Genomic DNA, 20,444 nt, shown 5'->3' with positions numbered 1-20,444 from the left:
ACGGCGGCCCTTTCTTCTTCACTCAATCAAGATCGACCGTGCCCGCCTCGGCCGCGATGCGCTGCGCCGTCTCGAGCAGCCGCGGCACCACGCGCGCGAGCATGGTGTCCTTGGGCAGCAGGTAGGCCGGGCCGCCGCAGCTCACCGCGTAGCGCTCGCCGCGCGGACCGCGCAGCGCGAAGCCCAGCGCGTGGATGTGCGGATGCCATTCGCCGAACGAGCCGCAGTAGCCCACGCGCGCGTACTCCTCGATGCTGGCGATCAGCCCCGGCTCGATGCGCGGCCAGTTCTCGCCGCTTTCCTGCCGGATCTGCGCCAGCAGCGCCTCCTGCTCGGGCGCCGCGAGCGAGGCCAGGTAGGCCCGTCCGGCGGCCGAGGTGGCGATCGTCATGCGCGAACCGACCTCGATGCGCGAGCTGATCATCACCGAGCGCGGGCGCAGCGAATCGATGATCAGCATGTCGAGCTCGTCGCGCACGCCCATGTGCACGCTCGCGCCCGCGAAGTCCGACAGCGCCGCGAGATGCGGGCGCGCCACCGTGCGCAGGTCGAAGTGCCGCAGGTAGCGGCTGCTCATGTCGAGCAGCGCCGGCCCCAGGCTGAAACGCTCGCTGTCCTGCGACTGCCGCAGGTAGCCCGCCCCGACCAGGGTGGCCGTGAGCCGCGACACCGTCGCCTTGGGAATGCCCGTCGCATCCGCCAGTTCGCGATTGCCCATCGGCGCCGCCGCCATCCCGATCACCTTCAGCAGGGCCAGTCCCCGGGCGAGCGCGCTCACCTCTTCCCTGCCGCCAATCGCGTCATTCATTTTTAGAAACCTTTGCTTCCCTGATTGATCTTTGTTGCCATTTTTCAGCAAAAACGGGTTGACGCGAGAACTTTGGGAGATCATTATTTTGAAACACAGTTTCAAAATAATGAGATGACGAGACAAAACCCCCACTTCTCCCCGCCGTCGCCGCGCCGCCGCGACCTTCTTGGCACCGGCCTCGGCCTGCTGGCCGGCGCCGGCCTTCCGGGTTTCGCGCGGGCCGCCGCGCCGGCCGCATTCCCCAAGGGACCGGTGAAGCTCATCGTGCCGTTCGCCCCCGGCGGGCCGACCGACACCGTCGGCCGCCTCATCGCCATGAAGCTGCAGGAGGGCTGGGGCCAGCCGGTCATCGTCGACTACAAGCCCGGCGCCGGCACCGCGATCGGCGCCGACTTCGTCGCCAAGGCCCCGCCCGACGGGCTGACCATCGGCATGGTGAATTCCTCGTTCGCGGTGAATCCCTCGCTGCGCAAGACGCTGCCCTACGACACGCTCAAGGACATCGCGGGCATCACGCAGATCGCCAACCTGCAGCTGGCCATCGTGGCCCGGCCCGACGCGCCCTTCAACACGCTGGCCGAGCTGATCGCCTATGCCAAGAAGAACCCGGGCAAGCTGACCTACGGCACGCCCGGCGCCGGCAGCACCACCCACCTGGGGGCCGAGCTGCTCAAGCGCGAGGCGGGCTTCGACATGCTGCACGCGCCCTTCAAGGGCAGCTCGCCCGCGCACACCGAACTCATGGGCGGTCGCATCGACCTCGTGGTCGACCCCTTCCTCTCGGTGCTGCCCTTCGTGAAGGCCGGCCGCATGAAGCTGATCGCCACCCTCGGCGACAAGCCGGTGCCCGGCTTCAGCTATCCGACCGTCGCGCAGACCCTGCCCGGCTTCCACGTCAATGCGCTGCTGGGCTTCATCGCGCCGCACGGCACGCCGCCGGCCGTCATCGAGAAGATCCAGTCGGACACGCGCCGCGTGCTGCTCGACCCCGAGATGCGCAAGCGCGTCGAGGAACAGGGCATGGAGGTGGTCGCCTCCACGCCCGCGCAGTTCGACGCCTACGTGCAGTCGGAGATGAAGCGCTGGGCGCGCGTCATCGCCGACGCGGGCATCCAGCCCGAGTGAGCCCCTCTTCCATCCGGACACCCTTCCCATGCCCCTAGCACTCACCCCCCTGCATCCGCATTTCGCCGCCGAAGCGCGCGGCATCGACATCGCCCGGCCGCTCTCGAGCGACGAGGTCAGGCAGATCAACGCCGCGATGAACCGCTATGCCGTGCTGGTGTGGCGCGGCCAGCCGCTCACGGGCCAGCAGCAGATCGATTTCGCCAAGGCCTTCGGGCCGCTGGACCTCGGCCTCAAGAAGGTGTTCAAGCGCCCCGAACGGCTCGAGGACGAGCGCCTGATCGACATCTCGAACGTCGACGCGCAAGGCAACGTCGCGCGCCGCGATTCGCCGAAGAACCTCTCGAACTTCGCCAACCAGCTCTGGCACAGCGACAGCTCGTTCCAGAACCCGCGCGCCGCCTATTCGATGCTGCATGCGCTGGTGCTGCCGAGCTGGGGCGGCAACACCGAGTTCACCGACCTGCGCGCCGCCTACGACGCCCTGCCCGAGCGCGACAAGGCCGAGCTCGAGGGCCTGAGCGCCGAGCACTACGCGCTGCACACGCGCATCCTGCTGGGCGACGAGGCCTACACCGACGAGCAGAAGAAGACCATCCCGCCGGCCGCCTGGCCGCTGGTGCAGACGCACCCGGGCTCGGGACGCAAGCTGCTGTTCGTGGGCGTGCATGCGCGCGAGATCGTCGGCTGGCCCGTGGCCGAGGCCCGCATGCGGCTGTCGGACCTGCTCGAGCACGCGACCCAGCGCGAGTTCGTCTACCGCCACGAATGGCAGGTGCACGACCTCGTGATGTGGGACAACCGCAGCACCCTGCACCGCGGCCGGCGCTACGACATCGCCGAGCGCCGCGAGCTGCGCCGCACCACCATCGAGGACGTGCCCGAGGCCACGCTGATGGCGGCCTGAAAAGAAGCGAGGAAGCAGGAACGCGGCTCAGGCCGCCTGCGCCACCGGCTCGTGCGCGATCGCCATCACCTCGTGCGGCGACTTGCTCTTCATGCGGTGGTCGCTCCACACCTGGCGCCAGCGGCGCGCGCCCGGCAGCCCGTTGCGCAAGCCCAGCATGTGGCGCGCGATGTTCGACCACGGCGTGCCGTGCTCGGCCGCCTCGCGCACCATGTAGTCGCACATCAGGGTTTCGACCTCCTCGCGCGTGCGTTCCGAGGGCGCCGCGCCGAAGAACTCCGCGTCCCATTCGGCCAGCCACCAGGGGTTGTGGTACGCCTCGCGTCCCACCATCACCCCGTCGAGCAGCCGCAGGTGCTCGTGCACCTGCGCATTGAGCGTGATGCCGCCATTGATCGAGAACTTCAGCGCCGGAAAGTCGTGCTTGAGCCGATGCACCAGCGCGTAGCGCAGCGGCGGGATCTCGCGGTTCTGCTTCGGGCTCAGGCCCTTGAGCCAGGCATTGCGCGCATGCACGATGAAGGTGTCGCAACCGGACTCGCTGACCTGGCCCACGAAGTCGCGCACGAACTCGTAGCTCTCGATCTTGTCGATGCCGATGCGGTGCTTCACCGTCACCGGCACGCTGCTCGCGTCGACCATCGCCTTCACGCAGTCGGCCACCAGCTGCGGCTCGTTCATCAGGCAGGCACCGAAGGCGCCGCGCTGCACGCGCTCGCTCGGACAGCCGCAGTTGAGGTTGATCTCGTCGTAGCCCCATTGCTCGCCGAGCTTCGCGCAGTGCGCCAGATCGGCCGGCTCGCTGCCGCCGAGCTGCAGCGCCAGCGGATGCTCCTCGGCGTTGAAGCGCAGGTGCCGCGGCACGTCGCCATGCACCAGCGCGCCGGTCGTCACCATCTCGGTGTAGAGCAGCGCGTGGCGGCTCAGCAGGCGGTGCAGGTAGCGGCAGTGGCGGTCGGTCCAGTCCATCATGGGCGCCACGGACAGGCGCATGGCGTCGAGCGCCTGGGCCGCTTCAGGGCCTCGCACTGGATCGGGCCCGGGCCCGGCGTTTTCTGGGTTCTCGTTCGGTGTCATTCGATTTCTTTGGGCGCCGCCGCTTCTCTCGGTTGCGAACGCGCAGGGCGCGAGCGTAGCGCACCCGGCCATTCCGCTGCATGGCGACAGCGCTTGACCTCAAGTTTGGTTGAGGTTTTACAGTCCGCCGCGCTCACCCGAATACCCGCGTGAGCTTCACCGATGAACCCATGGCGGCAACGAATATCCCGCCGAAATCAGGAGCTGTGTTGATGAGGTCGTGGATCGATGCCGCGTTGGAAAGCCAACTGCTGTGGCTGGCCGCCCGGATACTGCTCGCCGTGGTCTTTGCCGCGTCGGGTCTCGCCAAGGCGCTGAACTTCGCGGGCGGGGTGGGCGAGATGCGTGCGGCGGGCCTCGAGCCGGCCTGGGCCTTCAATGTCGCCACCATCTTCGTGCTGCTGGCCGGCTCGCTGCTGCTGCTGGTCGACCGCGCCGTGTGGCTGGGCGCCGGCGCGCTCTCGGTGTTCCTGCTGCTCACGATCGCGATCGTGCATCGCTTCTGGTCGCTGCCCGAACCGCGCGCCACGCTGTCGCTGTACTTCGCGCTCGAGCACGTCTCCATCATCGGCGGGCTGCTCGCGGCGGCGATCGCGAGCCACCTGCGGCGGCAGCTCGGCGGCTGAGCACTGCATCGCCTGTATCGCCTATAAGACGCCGATCCGACTCCGAGCCTTTCCTCCCCATGCCAGAGAACCATCCCGCCGAGCCCGCCAAGGTCCTGACCGTCGGCGAGGTCGCCCGGCGCAGCGGCGTCGCCGTCTCGACGGTGCACTTCTACGAATCGAAGGGGCTGATCAAGGGCTGGCGCAGCGAGGGCAACCAGCGCCGCTATCCGCGCGAGGTGCTGCGCCACATCGCGGTGATCCGCGTGGCGCAGCGCACGGGCATTCCGCTCGAGACCATCCGCGACTCGCTGTCGCGGCTGCCCGAGGGGCGCATCCTCAATGCCGCGCAGTGGAAGGCGCTGTCCGCCCACTGGCGCGACGAGCTCGACGCACGCATCCGCGTGCTGACCCGGCTGCGCGACGACCTCGGCGAATGCATCGGCTGCGGCTGCCTGTCGATGACCGATTGCCCGTTGCGCAATCCCGGCGACAGGCTGGGCGCCGCGGGGCCGGGGGCGGTGCTGCTCGACGATCCGCCTTGAGCCTGCACGCCAAGGATCCGAAGCAAGGAAACCGACGCCGCCAACCAATGAAACGGATATGCGCGACTCCGGCGTTGCGATCAAGCGCAACTTGACGATCGCAACGACTAGTTGCTCGTCGCGATGGCAGCGTCTGGACGCCAAGCCCCTCCGCGGAGCCACCTCGTGAGCGGCACCTCGAGGTATCTGTGCGAGGCAGTTGCAAAACCGAGGTTCACGGCGAAAAACACGGCCCATGCAACTGGCCAGCTTGGAAAGTCCAGCCCTTTCAACGCGAGCAAGCTGAACGGCTGCACCATGTAGAAGCTATAGCTGATGTCGCCAAACCATCGCAGCGGCCGCGGCCACCGAACCAAGCCGTTGCATGCCACGAATCCGGCCACGATCAGTGCGCACGGGACGCCCCAGGCCAGAGCCCGCATCATTGCCGCGTCATAGTGCGCGAGGATGACCATGTGCGCGCCGAGAAAGGCTCGGTCATTCGTCTGGTCCCAACCAAGCCAGCAACCGGCAAGGAGCAGCGGAAGACCGATCCATTGCCTCAAGTAACGGCGCGACGAATAGATCCAGACCCCAGCCAGGAATTCGAGCGCCATCGGATGCCCCAGATAGATGGGCAACAGCCAGTCTCCGGTGTAGAAAACCCGAGAGAACACCATGACCAGCATCGCAATGCAAAAGACTCTCAAGACATGGCGACCGCTGACGAGAAGAGCAGCCGCCATCACGACATAGAACCACAACTCGAGCCCGATGGTCCAGCCGAACTGGTGCGCCGGGTTGGTGTAGCGACCCACGTCGAAGGCCGGAACAAAGGCCAGCGTGTTCCACCACCTGATTGCGGTCATCGGCCCAATGGCGACCAGAGGCAGCGAGAGCACGACGTACAAGGGAAGCACGCGCGTCAAGCGATTCAGCAGGAAGCTCTTCGCCTCAGAACGCTGCGCAGCCATGGCAACGACAAAACCGGAAATGACGAAGAAGAGGTCAACGCCCACCGCAGCCCCCTCCTTGAAAAAGCCGTAGTACGGGCTATCCATCGGAAAGGTCAGCACGATGCCGGCGTGAACCAGCAACACCAACAAGGCCGCCCCCCCTCTGAGCACCTGGATGCCTTCGAATCTTGATTGCGACGTCATGCAAATGCACCTTCGGTGCGACGCACAGCCAATCGGGCGCCATGAAATCTGGCAGCGGCAGCCAGTCCCCCGTCCTGGAACGCCAGCGGCTCCAGCACGTTGTTCAGAAAGACTCCGCCAATCTCCTGCAGGACCTGAATTTCGCCATAGCGTTTATCATTCATTTCGAAATGTTAATAAACGTTTCAATTTACGGCGTAAAAAATGAATGCCCGACCTCCGAACGGCAGAATCCGGCCGACCGAAGGCAGCATCTGCTGCGGGCACCAGCGCCCGGCCGACATCGACGGTTCGGACCGAAGCGAGGCTCGGCTGGCGCATGAGGACGTGAAGCTGAAATGACCTGCGTGCAGAGGGCTGCCCAACCCTCTGTACGGCCATGCGCCCTGGGGCTGCGGTCCCGACATACAGCGCACTAGACTCACCGGTCCGGAAGGGCGCTCAGAACATCGGCCCCTCCCCAACGCATGACCGCCCCACCCCTGCTCGACACCCCCGCCCTCCGCCGGCTCGCCGAAGCCGCCACGCCCACGCGCCCCAGCTGCGCCTGCCGCCTGCAGGACGCCAAGGCCTGGGAAAGCATCACCGAGGAACGCTGGCCCAAGGCGCTGATGGAACAGGTCGGCACGCTGCGCGAGCCCGATACCTACGAACCCACGTTCGAGGAGTTCCACCCGGCCGGCACGCGCTACGACTCGCCCGAGGCGCCGATCTCGGTCGCGCACTTCCCGTACAACCGCTGCGACGTCTACCGCTGCAGCGCATGCGCGCGGCTGGTGCTGCGCTACACCGAGTTCGGCGGCTACTACATCGACCACCGCGTGCGGGTGGTCGATGCCGCGCTGATCGCCGACTGATCAGCCCTCGCCCATGAGGTGCGCGGCCAGCGCGCGAAAGGCCGGCATCGAGGTCGGCAGGTGGGCGTTGGCCGCCAGCGGATGCGAGGCGAAGCGCGCCACCACCATCTCGGCCACCGGATCGATGTGCAGCGCCTGGCCATGGATGCCCTGCGCGGTGAAGCTGCCGTGCGCGTCGTGCGCCACCCACCACATGTTGCGGTAGCTCCAGCCCGCCAGCCGGGTGTAGCCCGCGAGTGCGAAGCGCGCCGGGTCGGCGCCGCGGCGGATGTCGGCGACCACGGCCTCGGGCACGATCTGCGCGCCATTGAAATGGCCGCCCAGCCGCATCGCCTCGCCGAAGCGCGCGAGGTCGCGCAGGCCGGTGCACAAGCCGCCGCCCGCGAACTCGGCACCCTGGCCGTCGAGCGCGAAGCTGGCGTCCTGCTCGGCACCCAGGCGCGACCAGATCAGTTCGCCCAGCAGGCTCGCCACCGATTGCCCGGCCGCGCGCGCGATCAGCCAGCCCAGCACGTCGGTGTTGACGGTGCGATACGCGAAGGCCTGGCCGTGCACGGTGCCGTCGCGCGCCGCGCCCACGCTCTGCAGGAACTGCCGGTAGCCCTCGGCGCCCGCGTAGCCCGCCGGGCGCGGCAGCAGCTCGCCGGCGCGCGCGTGCTTCCACACGCCCGCATCGGGGTCGGCGTACTCCTCCGAATAGTCGATGGCCGTGGTCATGTCCATCACCTGGCGCACCGTCGCGCTGCCGAAGGCGCTGTCGCCCAGCTCGGGGATGTAGTGCGTGACGAAGGCGTTCTCGTCGAGCGTGCCGTCGGCCGCGAGCATGGCGCCGAGCGTGCCCACCACCGACTTGGTGACCGACATCGCCATGTGCTCGCCCTGCGCATCGAGCGCGCCGAAGTAGCGCTCGTAGACGATGCGCCCCCGGTGCAGCACCACGGCGCCGTCGGCATGGATGGCCTCGAGCGCCGCGAGCCAGGTCGTGGGCGCGCCGTCGCCGAAGCGCGCGAAGGGCAGCGCATCGATCTCGCTGCGCATCGCGCGCGGCAGCTCGGCCACCGGCGCGCTGCCGCGTCCCACCCTTCGCGTGGGCTGCAGTTCGCGCAGGTGCGAGAAGGCCCAGCGGTTGTGCGGCGGCTGGAACACCGGGCACTCGCGCGGCCTCGTGACGGGCGCGCCGGCCGTGGGGAATCCGTCGCGCCAGCCGGCGGCCAGCGCTGTGTTGTCTTGCGTCATGAAGATAGGAAAGAAGAGAAGGTTGGGTTGCGGATTCAGTCAGTCGCCGAGCACGCCCATCACCCGCCGCTCCAGCAGCTCGCTGGCGCGGCTCAGGTGCAGCCGCATGCCTTCGGCGGCGCGGGCCAGGTCGCCGTCCTCGACCGCGTCGAGGATCTCGAGATGCTCGCGGCAGGACTTGTGCAGCAGGTCGACGTTCACGAGCGGATAGTCCGAGAGGTCCGACATGCGGCGCAGCCGGTTCTGCTGCTGCACGGTGTCGAGCACGAAGCGGTTGCCCGAGAAGCTGGCCAGCAGCTCGTGGAACTGCGCGTTGGCCTCGAAGAAGTCCATCCAGTTGTAGCGCGCGGCCTGGGCCAGCAGGCTCTGCTGCCGCTCGCGGCAGGCCAGCAGCCGCTCATGGTCGATGCGGAAGCCCGGCTCGCGCAGCGCGGCGCATTCGACGATCAGGCGGAAGCGGTAGCTCTCGCGCTCGCTCTCGACCGAGTCGAGGGTCTCGGTGAACTCCCAGCGCTGGTAATGGCGCCCGCGCAGCACGCCGTCCTGCAGCAGCGTGGTCAGCACGGTACGCAGCAGGGGCCGCGGCGCGTCGTAGGCCTGCGCCAGCTCGAGCTCGTTGACGCGCGTGGGCAGCTTGCCCGCGAGCCGGTCGCGCAGCAATCGGTAATAGAGGGTCTTCTCCTCGTCCTCGGGCATCTCGCGCCGCGCGCGACCCAGCGCCTCGCGGTCGGCCACCAGCGTGTAGCCGCGGTTGGGCACGTGGGCCAGCAAGGCACGCTCGTGCAGGAAGCGCAGCGCGGCGCGCACCGGCGTGCGCGAGATGCCGAGCCGGCTCGCGAGATCGGCCTCGGTCATGTGGCGGCCGTTCTCGTAGCCGCCGGCCAGGGCCTGATCGAGGATGTAGCGGCTCACGCGCTGCGCGAGCGGCGCGATCTGCGACGCAGGCGGCGCCGGGGGCGTGTCCATCTGTGCTTCGGCCATCCAAGGTTCTCCGGGGAGGAATCGCGGGATCGGCGCCGATCATCGCGCCGACTTTGTATTTTTGACCGCAAAAAACCATGTACATCTTGCGACAAAAATACAATCCACGCTCCAAGATCGGCCCACGACGACCCGAGCGCCGGGTCGCGTCCCAACGGAGAAAACCCTCGTGGCCGCAGCCGACACCCTTTCGACCCCCGACGCCGCCGCGGCGTCGCCCGCCCTGCCCGCGTCCCTCGACGCGTTCTGGATGCCCTTCACCCCCAACCGCAAGTTCAAGCAATCGCCGCGCCTGATCGTCGGCAGCGAAGGCCTCTACTACGACCTCGCGGACGGCCGCCGCGTGCTCGACGCCATCGCCGGCCTGTGGTGCGTGAACGCCGGCCACCGCAACCCACGCATCAGCGCCGCGCTGAAGGCGCAGATCGACGTGCTCGACTACGCCTCGAACTTCCAGATCGGCCACCCGGCCGCCTTCACGCTGGCCGAGCGGCTCGCCGGGATGGCGCCCGGGGGCATGAACCACGTGTTCTTCACCAACTCGGGCTCCGAGTCGGTCGACACCGCGCTGAAGATCGCGGTGGCCTACCACCGTGCGCGCGGCGAGGCCGGCCGCTACCGGCTGATCGGCCGCGAGCGCGCCTACCACGGCGTGGGCTTCGGCGGCATCTCGGTCGGCGGCATCGGCCGCCAGCGCAGCACCTTCGGGCCGCTGCTCAACGGCGTGGACCACCTGCCGCACACGCACGACCTGGCGCGCAACGCCTTCTCGCGCGGGGAGCCGCCGCACGGCCTCGACAAGGCCGACGCGCTCGAGGCGCTGATCTCGCTGCACGACGCCTCGACCGTGGCCGCCGTCATCGTCGAGCCGGTGGCCGGCTCCACCGGCGTGCTGCCGCCGCCGCGCGGCTACCTGAAGCGCCTGCGCGAGATTCTGCGACCGGCACGGCGTGCTGCTGATCTTCGACGAGGTCATCACCGGTTTCGGCCGCCTGGGCACCAACTTCGCGGCCGACCTGTTCGGCGTCAAGCCCGACCTCATCACCACCGCCAAGGGCCTGACCAACGGCGCGGTGCCGATGGGCGCAGTGCTGATGCGCGACGCGGTGCACGACGCCTTCATGCAGGGCAGCGTGAGCGCGGTCGAGCTCTCGCACGGCTACACCTACTCGGGCCATCCGCTGGCCTGCGCGGCCGCCATGGCCACGCTCGACGCCTATGTGCACGACGGCCTGATCGCCCAGGCCGCGGCGCTGTCGCCCTATTTCGAGGAAGGCCTGCACGCGCTGCGCGGCCTGCCCGGCGTGATCGACGTGCGCAACGTCGGCCTGCTGGCCGGCATCGAGCTGCAGCCCTGGGCCGCCGGCCCGGGCACGCACGCCCAGGCCGTGGCGCAGCACTGCCTCGACGCCGGCGTGCTGGTGCGCTCGGTCGGCGACACGATCGCGCTGTCGCCGCCGTTCACGCTCGAGCGCCGGCACGTCGACCAGATCGTCGACAGCCTGCGCCAGGCCATCGCCCGGACCGCCCAGCCCACCGACACGCCCGCCTGAATTCCCGAGGACCGCACCCCATGGACATCGAATCCTTCCCCCTCTACGACATCGAGGGCGACGCCGCCCAGTGCGGCCGCCAGTACGGCCGCGCGGCCGGCGACCGCATCGACCTGAGCCTGCGCACCTACCGCGCCGCCTTCGAGCGCGTGGGCCTGAACTGGGAGCGCACGCGCGCGCTGGCGCGCCGCTTCATGCCGCTGGTCGAGGCCTTCGACGCCGGCATGCTGCGCGAGATCGAGGGCGTGGCCGAGGGCGCGGGCGTGCCGGCCGAGGACATCGTGGCGCTCAACGCGCGCAGCGAGATGCTCTATGCCTTCCAGCAGCTCGAGGCCACCGAGCCGCCCGACGGCTGCACCGGCGTGGTCGTCATGCCCTCGGCCGCGCGCGACGGCAAGCTGATCCACGCGCAGAACTGGGACTGGCGCGTCGAGAGCCTCGAGCTCGGCGTGGTGCTGCGCATCCAGCCGGCCAAGGGCCCGGCCATCCTGACCTTCGCCGAGGCGGGCACGCTGGCGCGCGCCGGACTCAACAGCGCGGGCATCGCGGTCACCGGCAACTTCATCAAGGCCGACAGCGACGGCCGCCAGCAGGGCGTGCCGCTGGCGCTGATCCGCCGCGGCATCCTGCAGTCCGAGCTCTACGCCAATGCGCTCGGCGTGGTCTGCCGCAGCGCGCGCTCGATCTCCAACAACATGATCCTCACCCATGCCGAGGGCGAGGCCGTGAGCCTGGAGACCTGCCCCGAGCAGGTGTTCTGGCAGCAGCCCGAGGACGGCGTGCTGGTGCATGCCAACCACTTCAAGACGCCGGCCGCGCTGGCGCGCGTGGTCGACCGCAGCCTCGAGACCACGCCCGACTCGCTCTACCGCGACCGCCGCGTGACCGAGGCCCTGCGCAAGCGCGCCGGCGACCTCACCGAGCAGGACGTGCTCGACGCGCTGCAGGACCGCTTCGGCGCGCCGCGCGCGGTCTGCCGCAGCCCGAGCGCGGGCCCGGGCGGCGCCTCCTCGGCCACCGTGGCGACCATCGTGATGGACCCGGCGGCACGGAAGATGCGCATCGCGCCGGCGCCCTTCAAGGCCCACCGCTTCACCGACTATTCCCTCTGAGTTCCTCCCGATCCGATCCCGACCGGCCCAGCCCCCGCCAGGAGTGTTTGCCATGAACCCACCCGTGCCCCCCGCCCGCCCGCCTTCCGTCTCGCGCGCCGCCGCCCTGCTGGCGCTCGGCCTCGCCGCCGGCACCGCCTTCGCCCAGGGCGCGCCCGGCGCCGGCCAGACGCTGCGCATCCAGATCAACTCGGACATCCGCAGCACCGACCCCGGCGGCAACCGCGACGACAACACCGACAACGTGCTGCTGCACATCGGCGAGGGCCTGGTCGCGCTGCGCGAGGACACCTCGGTCGGCCCCATGCTCGCGAGCAAGGTCGACACTTCGGCCGACGGCCTGAGCTACACCTTCACCCTGCGCGACGGCGTGAAGTTCCAGAACGGCGCCACGCTCACGGCCGACGACGTGGTCTGGAGCTGGCAGCGCTACCTCAAGCCCGGAAGCGGCTGGCGCTGCCTCAGCGAGTTCGACGGCAAGGGCATGACCAAGGTGCTCTCGGTGGAGGCGCCGAACCCGAAGACGGTGGTGTTCAAGCTCGACCGCGCGAGCGCGCTGTTCCTCACCATGATGGCGCGGCCCGACTGCGGCGGCGCGGCCATCCTGCACCGCAGCTCGGTCGGCGCCGACGGCCAGTGGAAGGAGCCGGTGGGCACCGGCCCCTACAAGCTCAAGGAATGGAAGCGCGGCCAGTACGTGGAGCTCACCCGCTTCGACGGCTACACCTCGCGCGCCGAGCCGCGCGACGGCCTCACGGGCGGCAAGAAGGCCGAGGTCGAGAACCTGCGTTTCGTCGTCATCCCCGACTCGGCCGCGGCCAAGGCCGCGCTCTACAGCGGCGGCATCGACGCCTTCATCAGCCCCAGCCCGTCGGACGTGATCGAGATGCGCGGCCGCGCCGACGTGCGCGTGGACACCACGCCCGTGATGACCATGGTCGCGCTGCTGCTGCAGACCAACGACCCCGTGCTCAAGGACGTGCGCATCCGCCGCGCGCTGGCGCTGGCGCTCGACACGCCCGAGATCGCGCGCTCGGTCACCGAGGGCCTGTCGGCCGTCAACAACTCGGTCGTGCCCTCGACCAGCCCCTACTACGACGCGGCGCAGGCCGGCGGCTTCAAGCGCGACATCGCCGCCGCGAAGAAGCTGCTGGCCGAGGCCGGCTACCGCGGCCAGCCGATCCGCATGATCGCCAACAAGCGCTACGAGGCGCTCTACTCGGCCGCCGTGCTGGTGCAGGCCATGGCCACCGAGGCCGGCATCAACATCGAGCTCGAGGTGCTCGACTGGGCCACCCAGCTCGACCGCTACACCAAGGGCCAGTACCAGAGCATGGCCTTCGTCTACTCGGCGCGCATCGATCCCGCGCTCAACTACGAGATGGTGTCGGGCGACAAGGCCGCGCAGCCGCGCAAGGTCTGGGACAGCGCCTATGCGCAGACCCGTCTGGCCGAGGCCATGGTCTCGCGCGACAAGGCGCGCCGCCAGGCGCTGTTCGACGAGATGCACAAGCAGATGCTGCAGGACGTGCCGATGATCGTGCTGTTCAACGCCAGCGACGCCACCGCCATGCGCAAGAACGTGGTCGGCTTCAAGGGCTGGGCGCCGGCCAAGCCGCGCTTCTGGAACGTGCGGCTGGCCGCCGCCGGCGGCTGACGGGGGCCGCGCCTTCATGCCCGCCTACCTCCTGCGCCGGATCGCGATGACGATACCGACGCTGCTGCTGGTCTCCATCGCGGTCTTCGCGCTGATGCGGCTGATCCCGGGCGACCCGGTGCTGCTGATGCTCGGCGAAGGGGCCGACCCGGCCCAGCTCGAATCGATGCGCCACCAGATGGGCCTGGACCAGCCGCTGCCGCTGCAGTACCTGGTCTGGCTGCGCCAGGCGCTGGGCGGCGACCTCGGCGTCTCCACCACCAACGGCCTGCCGGTGCTGCCGTTGATCTGGGAACGCTTCCAGGTCAGCGCCGTCATCGTGCTGGTCGCGGTGGCGCTGGCCTCGCTGATCGCCGTGCCCGCCGGCCTGGTCGCCGCCTGGCGCAAGGACCGCCCCGCCGACCTCGCCATCATCGGCGCGGCCACGCTGATGCTCTCGGTGCCGAGCTTCTGGCTCGGCCTGCTGCTGCTGATGTTCTTCGGCCAGTACCTGCACTGGCTGCCGGTGGTGGGCTACGTGCCGCTGTCCGAGAGCTTCTCGCAGGGCGTGCTCTACGTGATCCTGCCGATCGTCACGCTGGTGCTGGTCGAGACCGGCGTGCTCACGCGCATGTCGCGCGCCAGCACCATCGAGATCCTGCGGCTCGAATACGTGACGCATGCGCGCGCCAAGGGCGTGCCCGAGTCGCAGGTGCTGCGCCGCCACGTGCTGCCCAACGCCTTCAATCCCACGCTGACCATGATCGGGCTGATCCTCGGCCACCTGCTCAGCGGCATCGCGGTGCTCGAGACGGTGTTCACCCTGCCCGGCCTCGGCCGCCTGATGATCGATTCGATCTTCGCGCGCGACTATCCGGTGCTGCAGGGCTGCCTGCTGTTCACCGCCTGCATCTACGTGGTCATCAACCTGGTCGTGGACATGTGCTATCCCCTGTTCGATCCGCGGGTGTCGGTGCAGTGATGAAGATCAAGACCCATACCCTGGTGGGCGGCGTGCTGATCGCCACGCTGCTGGTGCTGGCCGTGGTGGCAGCCGTCTGGACGCCCTACAACCCGGTCGGCATCGACCTCAAGTCCAAGCTGCAGGCGCCCTCGATGGCGCACTGGCTCGGCACCGACGAGTTCGGCCGCGACGTGGCCAGCCGCGCGATGCGCGCCGCCTCCACCAGCTGCCTGGTGGCGCTGCTCACGGTCGCGCTGGCCACCGCCATCGGACTGGTGGTAGGCGTGGTCGCGGGCTTCGTGCGCGGCTGGACCGACCGCGTGCTGATGGCCTTCAACGACACGCTGCTGGCCTTCCCGGGCCTCTTGCTGGCGCTGGCCGTGATGGTGATCGTGGGCGCCAACCAGTGGGGCATCGTGCTCGCGCTGAGCCTGGCCTATGCGCCCTCGGTGGTGCGCGTGGTGCGCGGCACCGTGCTGTCGCTGCGCGAGCGCGAATACGTCGAGGCCTCGCGGATGATCGGCAACGGCGAGATCTACACCATGTGGCGCCACATCCTGCCGAACTGCGTGGCGCCGGTCGCCGTGCTGGCCACCAGCATGTTCGGCTGGGTGCTGCTGTCGGAGAGCGCGCTGAGCTTCCTGGGCCTGGGCGTGCCGCCGCCGGCACCCACCTGGGGCAACATGCTCTCGAGCGCGCGGCCCTACATGGTCTCGGCCGTCTGGCTGTGCGTGGTGCCAGGCCTGTGCATCGCGCTCACGCTGCTGGGCATCAACCTGCTGGGCGAATCGCTGCGCGACCGGCTCGATCCGCGGACGGAGAAGTCATGAGCGCCTCTTCCAACCCCTCTCCTGTTCTTTCGGTCGAGCACCTGAGGATCGCGCTGCGCCACGGCACCCAGCCGCTGGTGCACGACCTCTCGTTCGAGGTCCGGCCCGGCGAATTCCTCGCCGTGGTCGGCGAATCGGGCAGCGGCAAGACCATGGCCGCGCGCGCCATCCTGCAGTTGCTGCCGCCCGGCATCGCGCAGACCGGCGGGCGCATCGTGTTCGACGGCCAGGACCTGAGCCGGCACGACGCGCAGGCCATGCGGCCGATCCGCGGCCCGGGCATCGGCATGGTGTTCCAGGAGCCGATGGTCTCGCTCAACCCGGTGCACCGCATCGGCGAGCAGATGGCCGAGGGCCTGCGCATGCACCACCGGCTGTCGGCCGCCGAGATCCGCGCGCGCAGCCTCGAGATGCTGCGCCGCGTGCAGATCGCCGACCCCGAGCGCTGCATGCAGGCCTATCCGCACGAGTTCTCGGGCGGCATGCGCCAGCGCATCATGCTCGCGAGCGTGATGCTGCTGAAGCCGCGCCTCTTGATCGCCGACGAGCCCACCACCGCGCTCGACACCCTGAGCCAGCGCGAGGTGCTCGACCTGATGGTCGAGCTCGCGCGCGACAACGGCACGGCCGTGCTGCTGATCACGCACAACCTCGGCCTGGTGGGCCGCTATGCGCAGCGCGCGATCGTGCTCGAGAAGGGCCGACTGGTCGAGACCGGCGAGGTGCCCTCGATCCTGGTCGCGCCGAAGCAGGCCTACACGCGCAAGCTGGTCGACGCGCTGCCGCGCCGCCAGGCCGCCAAGCCGACAGCCACCGAAACGCGCCAGCCGCTGCTGCAGGTGCGCGGCCTCGGCGTGAGCTATCCCGGCGCGCGCCTGGGCTTCTTCAAGCGCCAGCCGCCGGTGCCCGTCATCGACGCGCTCGACCTCGACATCCACCCGGGCGAGATGGTCGCGCTGGTGGGCGGCAGCGGCTCGGGCAAGACCACGTTGGGCCGCGCCATCCTGCGGCTCGCGCCCTCGAACGCCGGGCAGATCCTGTTCCGCGGCGAGGACGTGCGCACCGCCGGCCGCGCCGCGCTGCACCGCTTCCGGCTGGCCTGCCAGCTCGTGTTCCAGGACCCCTTCTCCTCGCTCGACCCGCGCATGCGCGTGCAGGAGATCGTGGCCGAGCCGCTGCGCCACCTGCCCGAGCTCGATGCCGCGGCGCGCCTGCGGCGCGTGGCCGAGACGCTCGACGAGGTCGGCCTCGACGGCCTGGGCGCGCGCTACCCACACGAGCTCTCGGGCGGCCAGCGCCAGCGCGTGGCGATCGCGCGCGCGCTGGTGCGCCGGCCCGCCTTCGTGGTGGCCGACGAGCCCGTGTCCGCGCTCGACATGACGATCCAGGCCCAGGTGCTGCGGCTGTTCCAGAGCCTGCAGCAGCACCATGGCTTCGCCTGCCTGTTCATCAGCCACGATCTCGCGGCCGTCGAGCAGATCGCCGACCGCGTGATCGTGATGGAGCGCGGCCGCATCGTGGAGCAAGGCGCGCGCGACGCGGTGTTCGACCGGCCGCGCCATGCCTACACCCAGGCACTGCTGGCGGCCACGCCGCGGCCGCTGCACGAGCTGGCCGAGCCCGCCATCGACATCCAACCCGTTCCCGAGAAAGCCTTCGCGTGACCTCCCCCTTGCCCTACAGCTGGCAGCATCCCAGCGCCCCGCCGCCGCTCGATCCGCAGATCGTCGAGTTCATGCGCCTGATGGGCGCCGAGGGCGCGCGCTATCCGAAGCGCCACACCATTCCCATCGCCGAGGGCCGCGCCAATGCCGAGAAGGTGCGCGCGCCGTGGACGCAGGGCGGGCCCGAGATGGCGCGCAGCGTCGACCACCACGTGCCCACGCGCCATGGCGAGGTGCGCATCCGCGTGCACTACCCCGCGCAGCGCACGCTGCAGGGTGCGCTGGTCTACATCCACGGCGGCGGCTTCGTGCTGTTCAGCCTCGACACCCACGACCGCGTGATGCGCGAGTACGCGGGCCGCGCCGGCATCGCTGTGATCGGCATCGACTACACGCGCGCGCCCGAAGCGCGCTTCCCGCAGCCGCACGACGAATGCGTGGACGTGATGCGCTGGCTGGCCGCCCATGCGGGCACGCTCGACATCGATCCCGCGCAGCTCTTCATCGGCGGCGACTCGGCCGGCGCCAACCTCTCGGTCGGCGCCTGCCTGGTGCTGCGCGACGAGGGCGATGCGCTGCCGCTGGGCATGCTGCTGAACTACGGTGCCTACAGCACCGAGCTCTACCGCGACTCGGTGGTGCGCTACGGCGCGGGCGAGTACGGCCTGTCGCTGCACATGATGCTGTGGTTCTATGGCCTCTATGCGCGCGGGCCGGCCGACTTCGCCGACCCGCGCCTGCACAGCCTCTCGGCCCGGCTCGAGGGCCTGCCGCCGGCCTGCATGGTGGTCACCGAATGCGATCCGCTGTACGACGACAACCGGCTGATGGCCGCGCGGCTGCGCGAGGCCGGCGTGGCGGTCAGCGAGAGGCTCTACCCCGGCACCATCCACGGCTTCCTCGAGGCGGTCTCGGTCGCCGACGTGGCCGGCCGCGCCTTCGACGATTCGGTGCGCTGGCTGCGCGACCTCGCCACGCGCTGAGCCGCCGCATGTACACGCCCAAGCCCTATGCGGAGGCCGAGCGCGCGACGCTGCACGAAGGCATGCGCGCCTGGAGCTTCGCCACGCTGGTCACGGTCGGCCCGGCCGGCGCCAGTGCCACCCACCTGCCCTTCCTGCTCGATGCGCAAGAGGGCGAAGCCGGCCTGCTCACCACCCATCTCGCGCGGAAGAACCCGCAGCTCGAGGACCTGCGCGCGGGCCGCGAGGCGCTGGTGATCTTCCAGGGCCCGCATGCCTTCATCACGCCGAGCTGGTACGTCAAACAGAGCACCTTCCCGACCTGGAACTACACGGCGATCCATGCGCGCGGCACGCCGCGCGTGATCGAGGAACGCATGGCGATCCACGCCGTGCTGCGCCGCACCGTCGCGGTCTACGACACGCCGCTGCGCGCCGAGTGCGCGGGCAGCTGGGACTTCGACGCCATGCCCTTCGACTTCGTCGCGCCGCGGCTCGACATGATCGCGGCGGTGGAGATTCCCGTGCAATCGCTCGAGGGCAAGTTCAAGCTCAACCAGGACCGCTCGGAGGAAGACCGGCGCGGCGTGATCGCCGCGCTCGAGCGGCTCGGCGAGCCACAGGGCGTGGCCGTGGCGCGGATGATGCGCGAGCGGATGGAGACCACCGCGAGCGCGTGAACCGTCGCGGCACAATGGTCCGCGTGCCGCTTCCCCACCGCCTGTTCGCCGGCCTCGCGCTGGCCTCCCTCTTCGCCACCGCCCACGCGACCGAGCCGCTGTTGCTCGTCACCGAACCCGCCGCGCTGCAGGCGGCCGAGAAGTCCGGCGCGGGCTTCGCGCACTGGCTGGCCGAAACACCGGGCGCCGACGGCATCGAGAGCAACGAGGTGCTGATGCGTTCGAAGGCTTGGCGCTCCATCGCCGAGCCCCTCGGCGCCAGCCTCGCAGCCATCCAGCGCCGCGACAAGCAGGCCGGCGTCGGCATCGCGAAGTACCCGCACCGCCTGTTCGACGCGCGCTGGCTCGCGAGCCCCGATGCCTTCTTCGAACTGGTGGGCGTGGCCAACCGCATGGACCGGCGCCCATTCCAGGACGGTGCCTGCGGCGAGACCCGGCTCGTGTACCGCCTCGCCTACCGCACGAGCGCGATGCAGTCGCGGCTGCCGATGACCGTCAACGTCGAGCTGCGCGGCGACGCGCCCGATGCCGACGGCGGCTGCGCCGCGGCCGCGAAGCGCTGGCAGCCGCCGCAGGCCGCGATGGCCGACGAGGCGCTGGGCCGCTGGCTGGTGTCGGCCGACGGCCCGCTCGCGCCGCAACGGCTCGCGCCCGCACGCATCTCGCAACTCACGGTGAACCTGCAGAGCGTGCGCTGGCCCTCGGCCGTGCGGCCCGATCTCGGCGGCCATGCCGAATACATGCTGCGCGCCTTCCGCTGGAACGCGGCCGCGAAGCGCTACGACGTGGGCCCGCTCGAGAACACGCCCGATGTCGCGAAGCTCAAGGCCAGCGCACCGCTGCGCCAGGAACTGAAGCAATGGCTTCGCCAGCCCGAGAACCTGCGCGCGCTCGACGAAGCCACGCTCAGGATCCCAGAGCGCTTCCTCGCCACCGAGGCCATCTCGGTCGCGCCGCGCGGCCTCGAGCGCCTCGCCAACCGCCCGTTCGCGCAGCTCTTCCCCGAAAGCGAATGGCAGGCCGTGCCCGGCAGCCGCACGCTGCAGTCGCCGCGGGCCCTGCTGCGCCGGCTCGACGACCTCAGTTGCATGGGCTGCCACCAGAGCCGCGCGGTCGCGGGCTTCCACCTGCTGGGCCTCGATCGCCGTGGCGCCTCGCGCAGCTTCACGCCCGGCAATGCGCTCGCGGTGCCGCACTCGCCGCATCTGCAGGACGAACTCGCGCGGCGCGCGCGCTACCTGCAGGCGGCGCTGATCACGCCGAAGCCCGATCCCTTCCGGCCGCTCGCGGAGCCGCTCGATGCGAACACACGACCCGAGCCGGCGATCGTCGGCGCGCGCTGCGAGCCCACGCGCATCACGGCCTCGGCCAACCCCTGGCTCGACCGCGCCGAGAAGCTGCCGCGCACCGCCTGCGAGGGCGCCGCCTCGGTCTGCGAGAAGACCTCGGTCGGCTTCCCCGGCGGCATGTGCTCGGGCCCCTGCGATCCGAAGGACCCGAATGGCACGTGCGGTGGCATCGCGATCCTCAGCGACTTCAACCAGTGCCTGGCGGCGAAGCGCCCGTTCGGCGAATGCCTCGCGAAGCACACGCGCCCCGGCAACCTGCGCAGCTGCTCGGCCACCGCGCCCTGCCGCGACGACTACATCTGCGCGCAGGCCGAAGGGCAGCCCGAGGGGCGCGGGGCCTGCATCCCGCCATACTTCCTGTTCCAGATGCGCGTGGACGGCCACTCCTGACTTTCACCCTCCCCCGCTGGG

General features: G+C 69.9%; 19 protein-coding genes and 1 pseudogene. 14 read left to right on the top strand and 6 right to left on the bottom strand.

What is annotated here, in order from left to right; all coding sequences use genetic code 11:
• Nucleotides 1–22: 22 nt before the first annotated feature.
• Nucleotides 23–808, bottom strand: coding sequence for an IclR family transcriptional regulator (locus AC1HIL_RS16460; protein WP_479672213.1), 786 nt, complete (start codon nt 806–808; stop codon nt 23–25).
• A gap of 114 nt (nt 809–922) precedes the next feature.
• On the opposite strand from AC1HIL_RS16460, the gene AC1HIL_RS16455 reads away from it, so the two are divergent.
• Both AC1HIL_RS16455 and AC1HIL_RS16450 read left to right on the top strand, forming a co-directional pair.
• Entirely contained in the window at nt 923–1,936 is a 1,014-nt protein-coding gene (locus tag AC1HIL_RS16455; RefSeq protein WP_479672212.1) for a tripartite tricarboxylate transporter substrate binding protein, read from the top strand.
• Nucleotides 1,937–1,964: 28 nt separating this feature from the next.
• On the top strand, nt 1,965–2,843 hold the full coding sequence (locus tag AC1HIL_RS16450; RefSeq protein ID WP_261210951.1) for a TauD/TfdA dioxygenase family protein: 879 nt from the start codon (nt 1,965–1,967) through the stop codon (nt 2,841–2,843).
• Nucleotides 2,844–2,870: 27 nt separating this feature from the next.
• Here the strand turns inward: AC1HIL_RS16450 and dusA are convergent, their stop codons facing one another.
• Nucleotides 2,871–3,920 carry a tRNA dihydrouridine(20/20a) synthase DusA gene (dusA, locus tag AC1HIL_RS16445; protein ID WP_479672211.1) on the bottom strand — a complete coding sequence of 350 codons (1,050 nt, stop codon included), beginning with the start codon at nt 3,918–3,920 and terminating at the stop codon, nt 2,871–2,873.
• Nucleotides 3,921–4,132: 212 nt separating this feature from the next.
• Between dusA and AC1HIL_RS16440 the strand changes: the two genes are divergently transcribed.
• Both AC1HIL_RS16440 and soxR read left to right on the top strand, forming a co-directional pair.
• A complete protein-coding gene (locus tag AC1HIL_RS16440) occupies nt 4,133–4,546 on the top strand; it encodes a DoxX family protein (RefSeq protein ID WP_093343438.1) in 414 nt (137 codons plus the stop codon).
• A 59-nt stretch (nt 4,547–4,605) separates the two neighbouring features.
• Complete coding sequence (soxR, locus tag AC1HIL_RS16435; protein WP_057593633.1) at nt 4,606–5,070, top strand: redox-sensitive transcriptional activator SoxR; 465 nt, start codon at nt 4,606–4,608, stop codon at nt 5,068–5,070.
• A 107-nt stretch (nt 5,071–5,177) separates the two neighbouring features.
• Here the strand turns inward: soxR and AC1HIL_RS16430 are convergent, their stop codons facing one another.
• Both AC1HIL_RS16430 and AC1HIL_RS16425 read right to left on the bottom strand, forming a co-directional pair.
• Nucleotides 5,178–6,209 carry an acyltransferase family protein gene (locus AC1HIL_RS16430; protein ID WP_479672210.1) on the bottom strand — a complete coding sequence of 344 codons (1,032 nt, stop codon included), beginning with the start codon at nt 6,207–6,209 and terminating at the stop codon, nt 5,178–5,180.
• Nucleotides 6,206–6,373, bottom strand: a complete 168-nt coding sequence (locus AC1HIL_RS16425; protein WP_479672209.1) for a hypothetical protein — start codon at nt 6,371–6,373, stop codon at nt 6,206–6,208. Before AC1HIL_RS16425 ends, AC1HIL_RS16430 begins: the two co-directional genes overlap by 4 nt.
• Nucleotides 6,374–6,676: 303 nt before the next feature.
• Between AC1HIL_RS16425 and AC1HIL_RS16420 the strand changes: the two genes are divergently transcribed.
• Nucleotides 6,677–7,066 (top strand): hypothetical protein, encoded by a 390-nt coding sequence (locus tag AC1HIL_RS16420; RefSeq protein WP_479672208.1) that lies wholly within the window; start codon nt 6,677–6,679, stop codon nt 7,064–7,066.
• On the opposite strand, the gene AC1HIL_RS16415 is transcribed toward AC1HIL_RS16420, so the two are convergent.
• Together AC1HIL_RS16415 and AC1HIL_RS16410 are read right to left on the bottom strand one after the other, a co-directional pair.
• The gene (locus tag AC1HIL_RS16415; protein WP_479672207.1) at nt 7,067–8,302 is read right to left on the bottom strand and encodes a serine hydrolase domain-containing protein; all 1,236 of its coding nucleotides are present in this window, start codon (nt 8,300–8,302) and stop codon (nt 7,067–7,069) included.
• 39 nt (nt 8,303–8,341) lie between these two features.
• The gene (locus tag AC1HIL_RS16410; RefSeq protein ID WP_413763827.1) at nt 8,342–9,283 is read right to left on the bottom strand and encodes a GntR family transcriptional regulator; all 942 of its coding nucleotides are present in this window, start codon (nt 9,281–9,283) and stop codon (nt 8,342–8,344) included.
• A 250-nt stretch (nt 9,284–9,533) separates the two neighbouring features.
• Here AC1HIL_RS16410 and aptA point away from each other — a divergent pair.
• From aptA to AC1HIL_RS16365, 9 genes and pseudogenes are all read left to right on the top strand, one after another.
• Nucleotides 9,534–10,836: pseudogene (gene aptA, locus AC1HIL_RS16405) on the top strand (omega-aminotransferase AptA).
• Between the two features lie 20 nt (nt 10,837–10,856).
• Nucleotides 10,857–11,948, top strand: a complete 1,092-nt coding sequence (locus tag AC1HIL_RS16400) for a C45 family autoproteolytic acyltransferase/hydolase (RefSeq protein WP_261210957.1) — start codon at nt 10,857–10,859, stop codon at nt 11,946–11,948.
• A 52-nt stretch (nt 11,949–12,000) separates the two neighbouring features.
• Nucleotides 12,001–13,605: an ABC transporter substrate-binding protein gene (locus tag AC1HIL_RS16395; RefSeq protein WP_479672205.1), complete on the top strand. Its 1,605-nt coding sequence runs from the start codon at nt 12,001–12,003 to the stop codon at nt 13,603–13,605.
• Between the two features lie 16 nt (nt 13,606–13,621).
• Nucleotides 13,622–14,566: an ABC transporter permease gene (locus AC1HIL_RS16390; RefSeq protein WP_057595422.1), complete on the top strand. Its 945-nt coding sequence runs from the start codon at nt 13,622–13,624 to the stop codon at nt 14,564–14,566.
• Nucleotides 14,566–15,378 carry an ABC transporter permease gene (locus AC1HIL_RS16385; protein WP_057595421.1) on the top strand — a complete coding sequence of 271 codons (813 nt, stop codon included), beginning with the start codon at nt 14,566–14,568 and terminating at the stop codon, nt 15,376–15,378. Before AC1HIL_RS16390 ends, AC1HIL_RS16385 begins: the two co-directional genes overlap by 1 nt.
• Entirely contained in the window at nt 15,375–17,042 is a 1,668-nt protein-coding gene (locus tag AC1HIL_RS16380; protein ID WP_479672204.1) for an ABC transporter ATP-binding protein, read from the top strand. The genes AC1HIL_RS16385 and AC1HIL_RS16380 overlap by 4 nt, the downstream gene beginning before the upstream one ends.
• Nucleotides 17,039–18,025 (top strand): alpha/beta hydrolase fold domain-containing protein, encoded by a 987-nt coding sequence (locus AC1HIL_RS16375; protein WP_479672203.1) that lies wholly within the window; start codon nt 17,039–17,041, stop codon nt 18,023–18,025. The genes AC1HIL_RS16380 and AC1HIL_RS16375 overlap by 4 nt, the downstream gene beginning before the upstream one ends.
• A gap of 8 nt (nt 18,026–18,033) precedes the next feature.
• Complete coding sequence (locus AC1HIL_RS16370) at nt 18,034–18,684, top strand: FMN-binding negative transcriptional regulator (protein ID WP_479672202.1); 651 nt, start codon at nt 18,034–18,036, stop codon at nt 18,682–18,684.
• A 14-nt stretch (nt 18,685–18,698) separates the two neighbouring features.
• A complete protein-coding gene (locus AC1HIL_RS16365) occupies nt 18,699–20,423 on the top strand; it encodes a hypothetical protein (RefSeq protein ID WP_479672201.1) in 1,725 nt (574 codons plus the stop codon).
• Nucleotides 20,424–20,444: the final 21 nt, after the last annotated feature.

This window comes from Variovorax sp. ISS6 (assembly GCF_056523145.1).
This window is presented reverse-complemented; position numbering and strand designations above follow the sequence as displayed.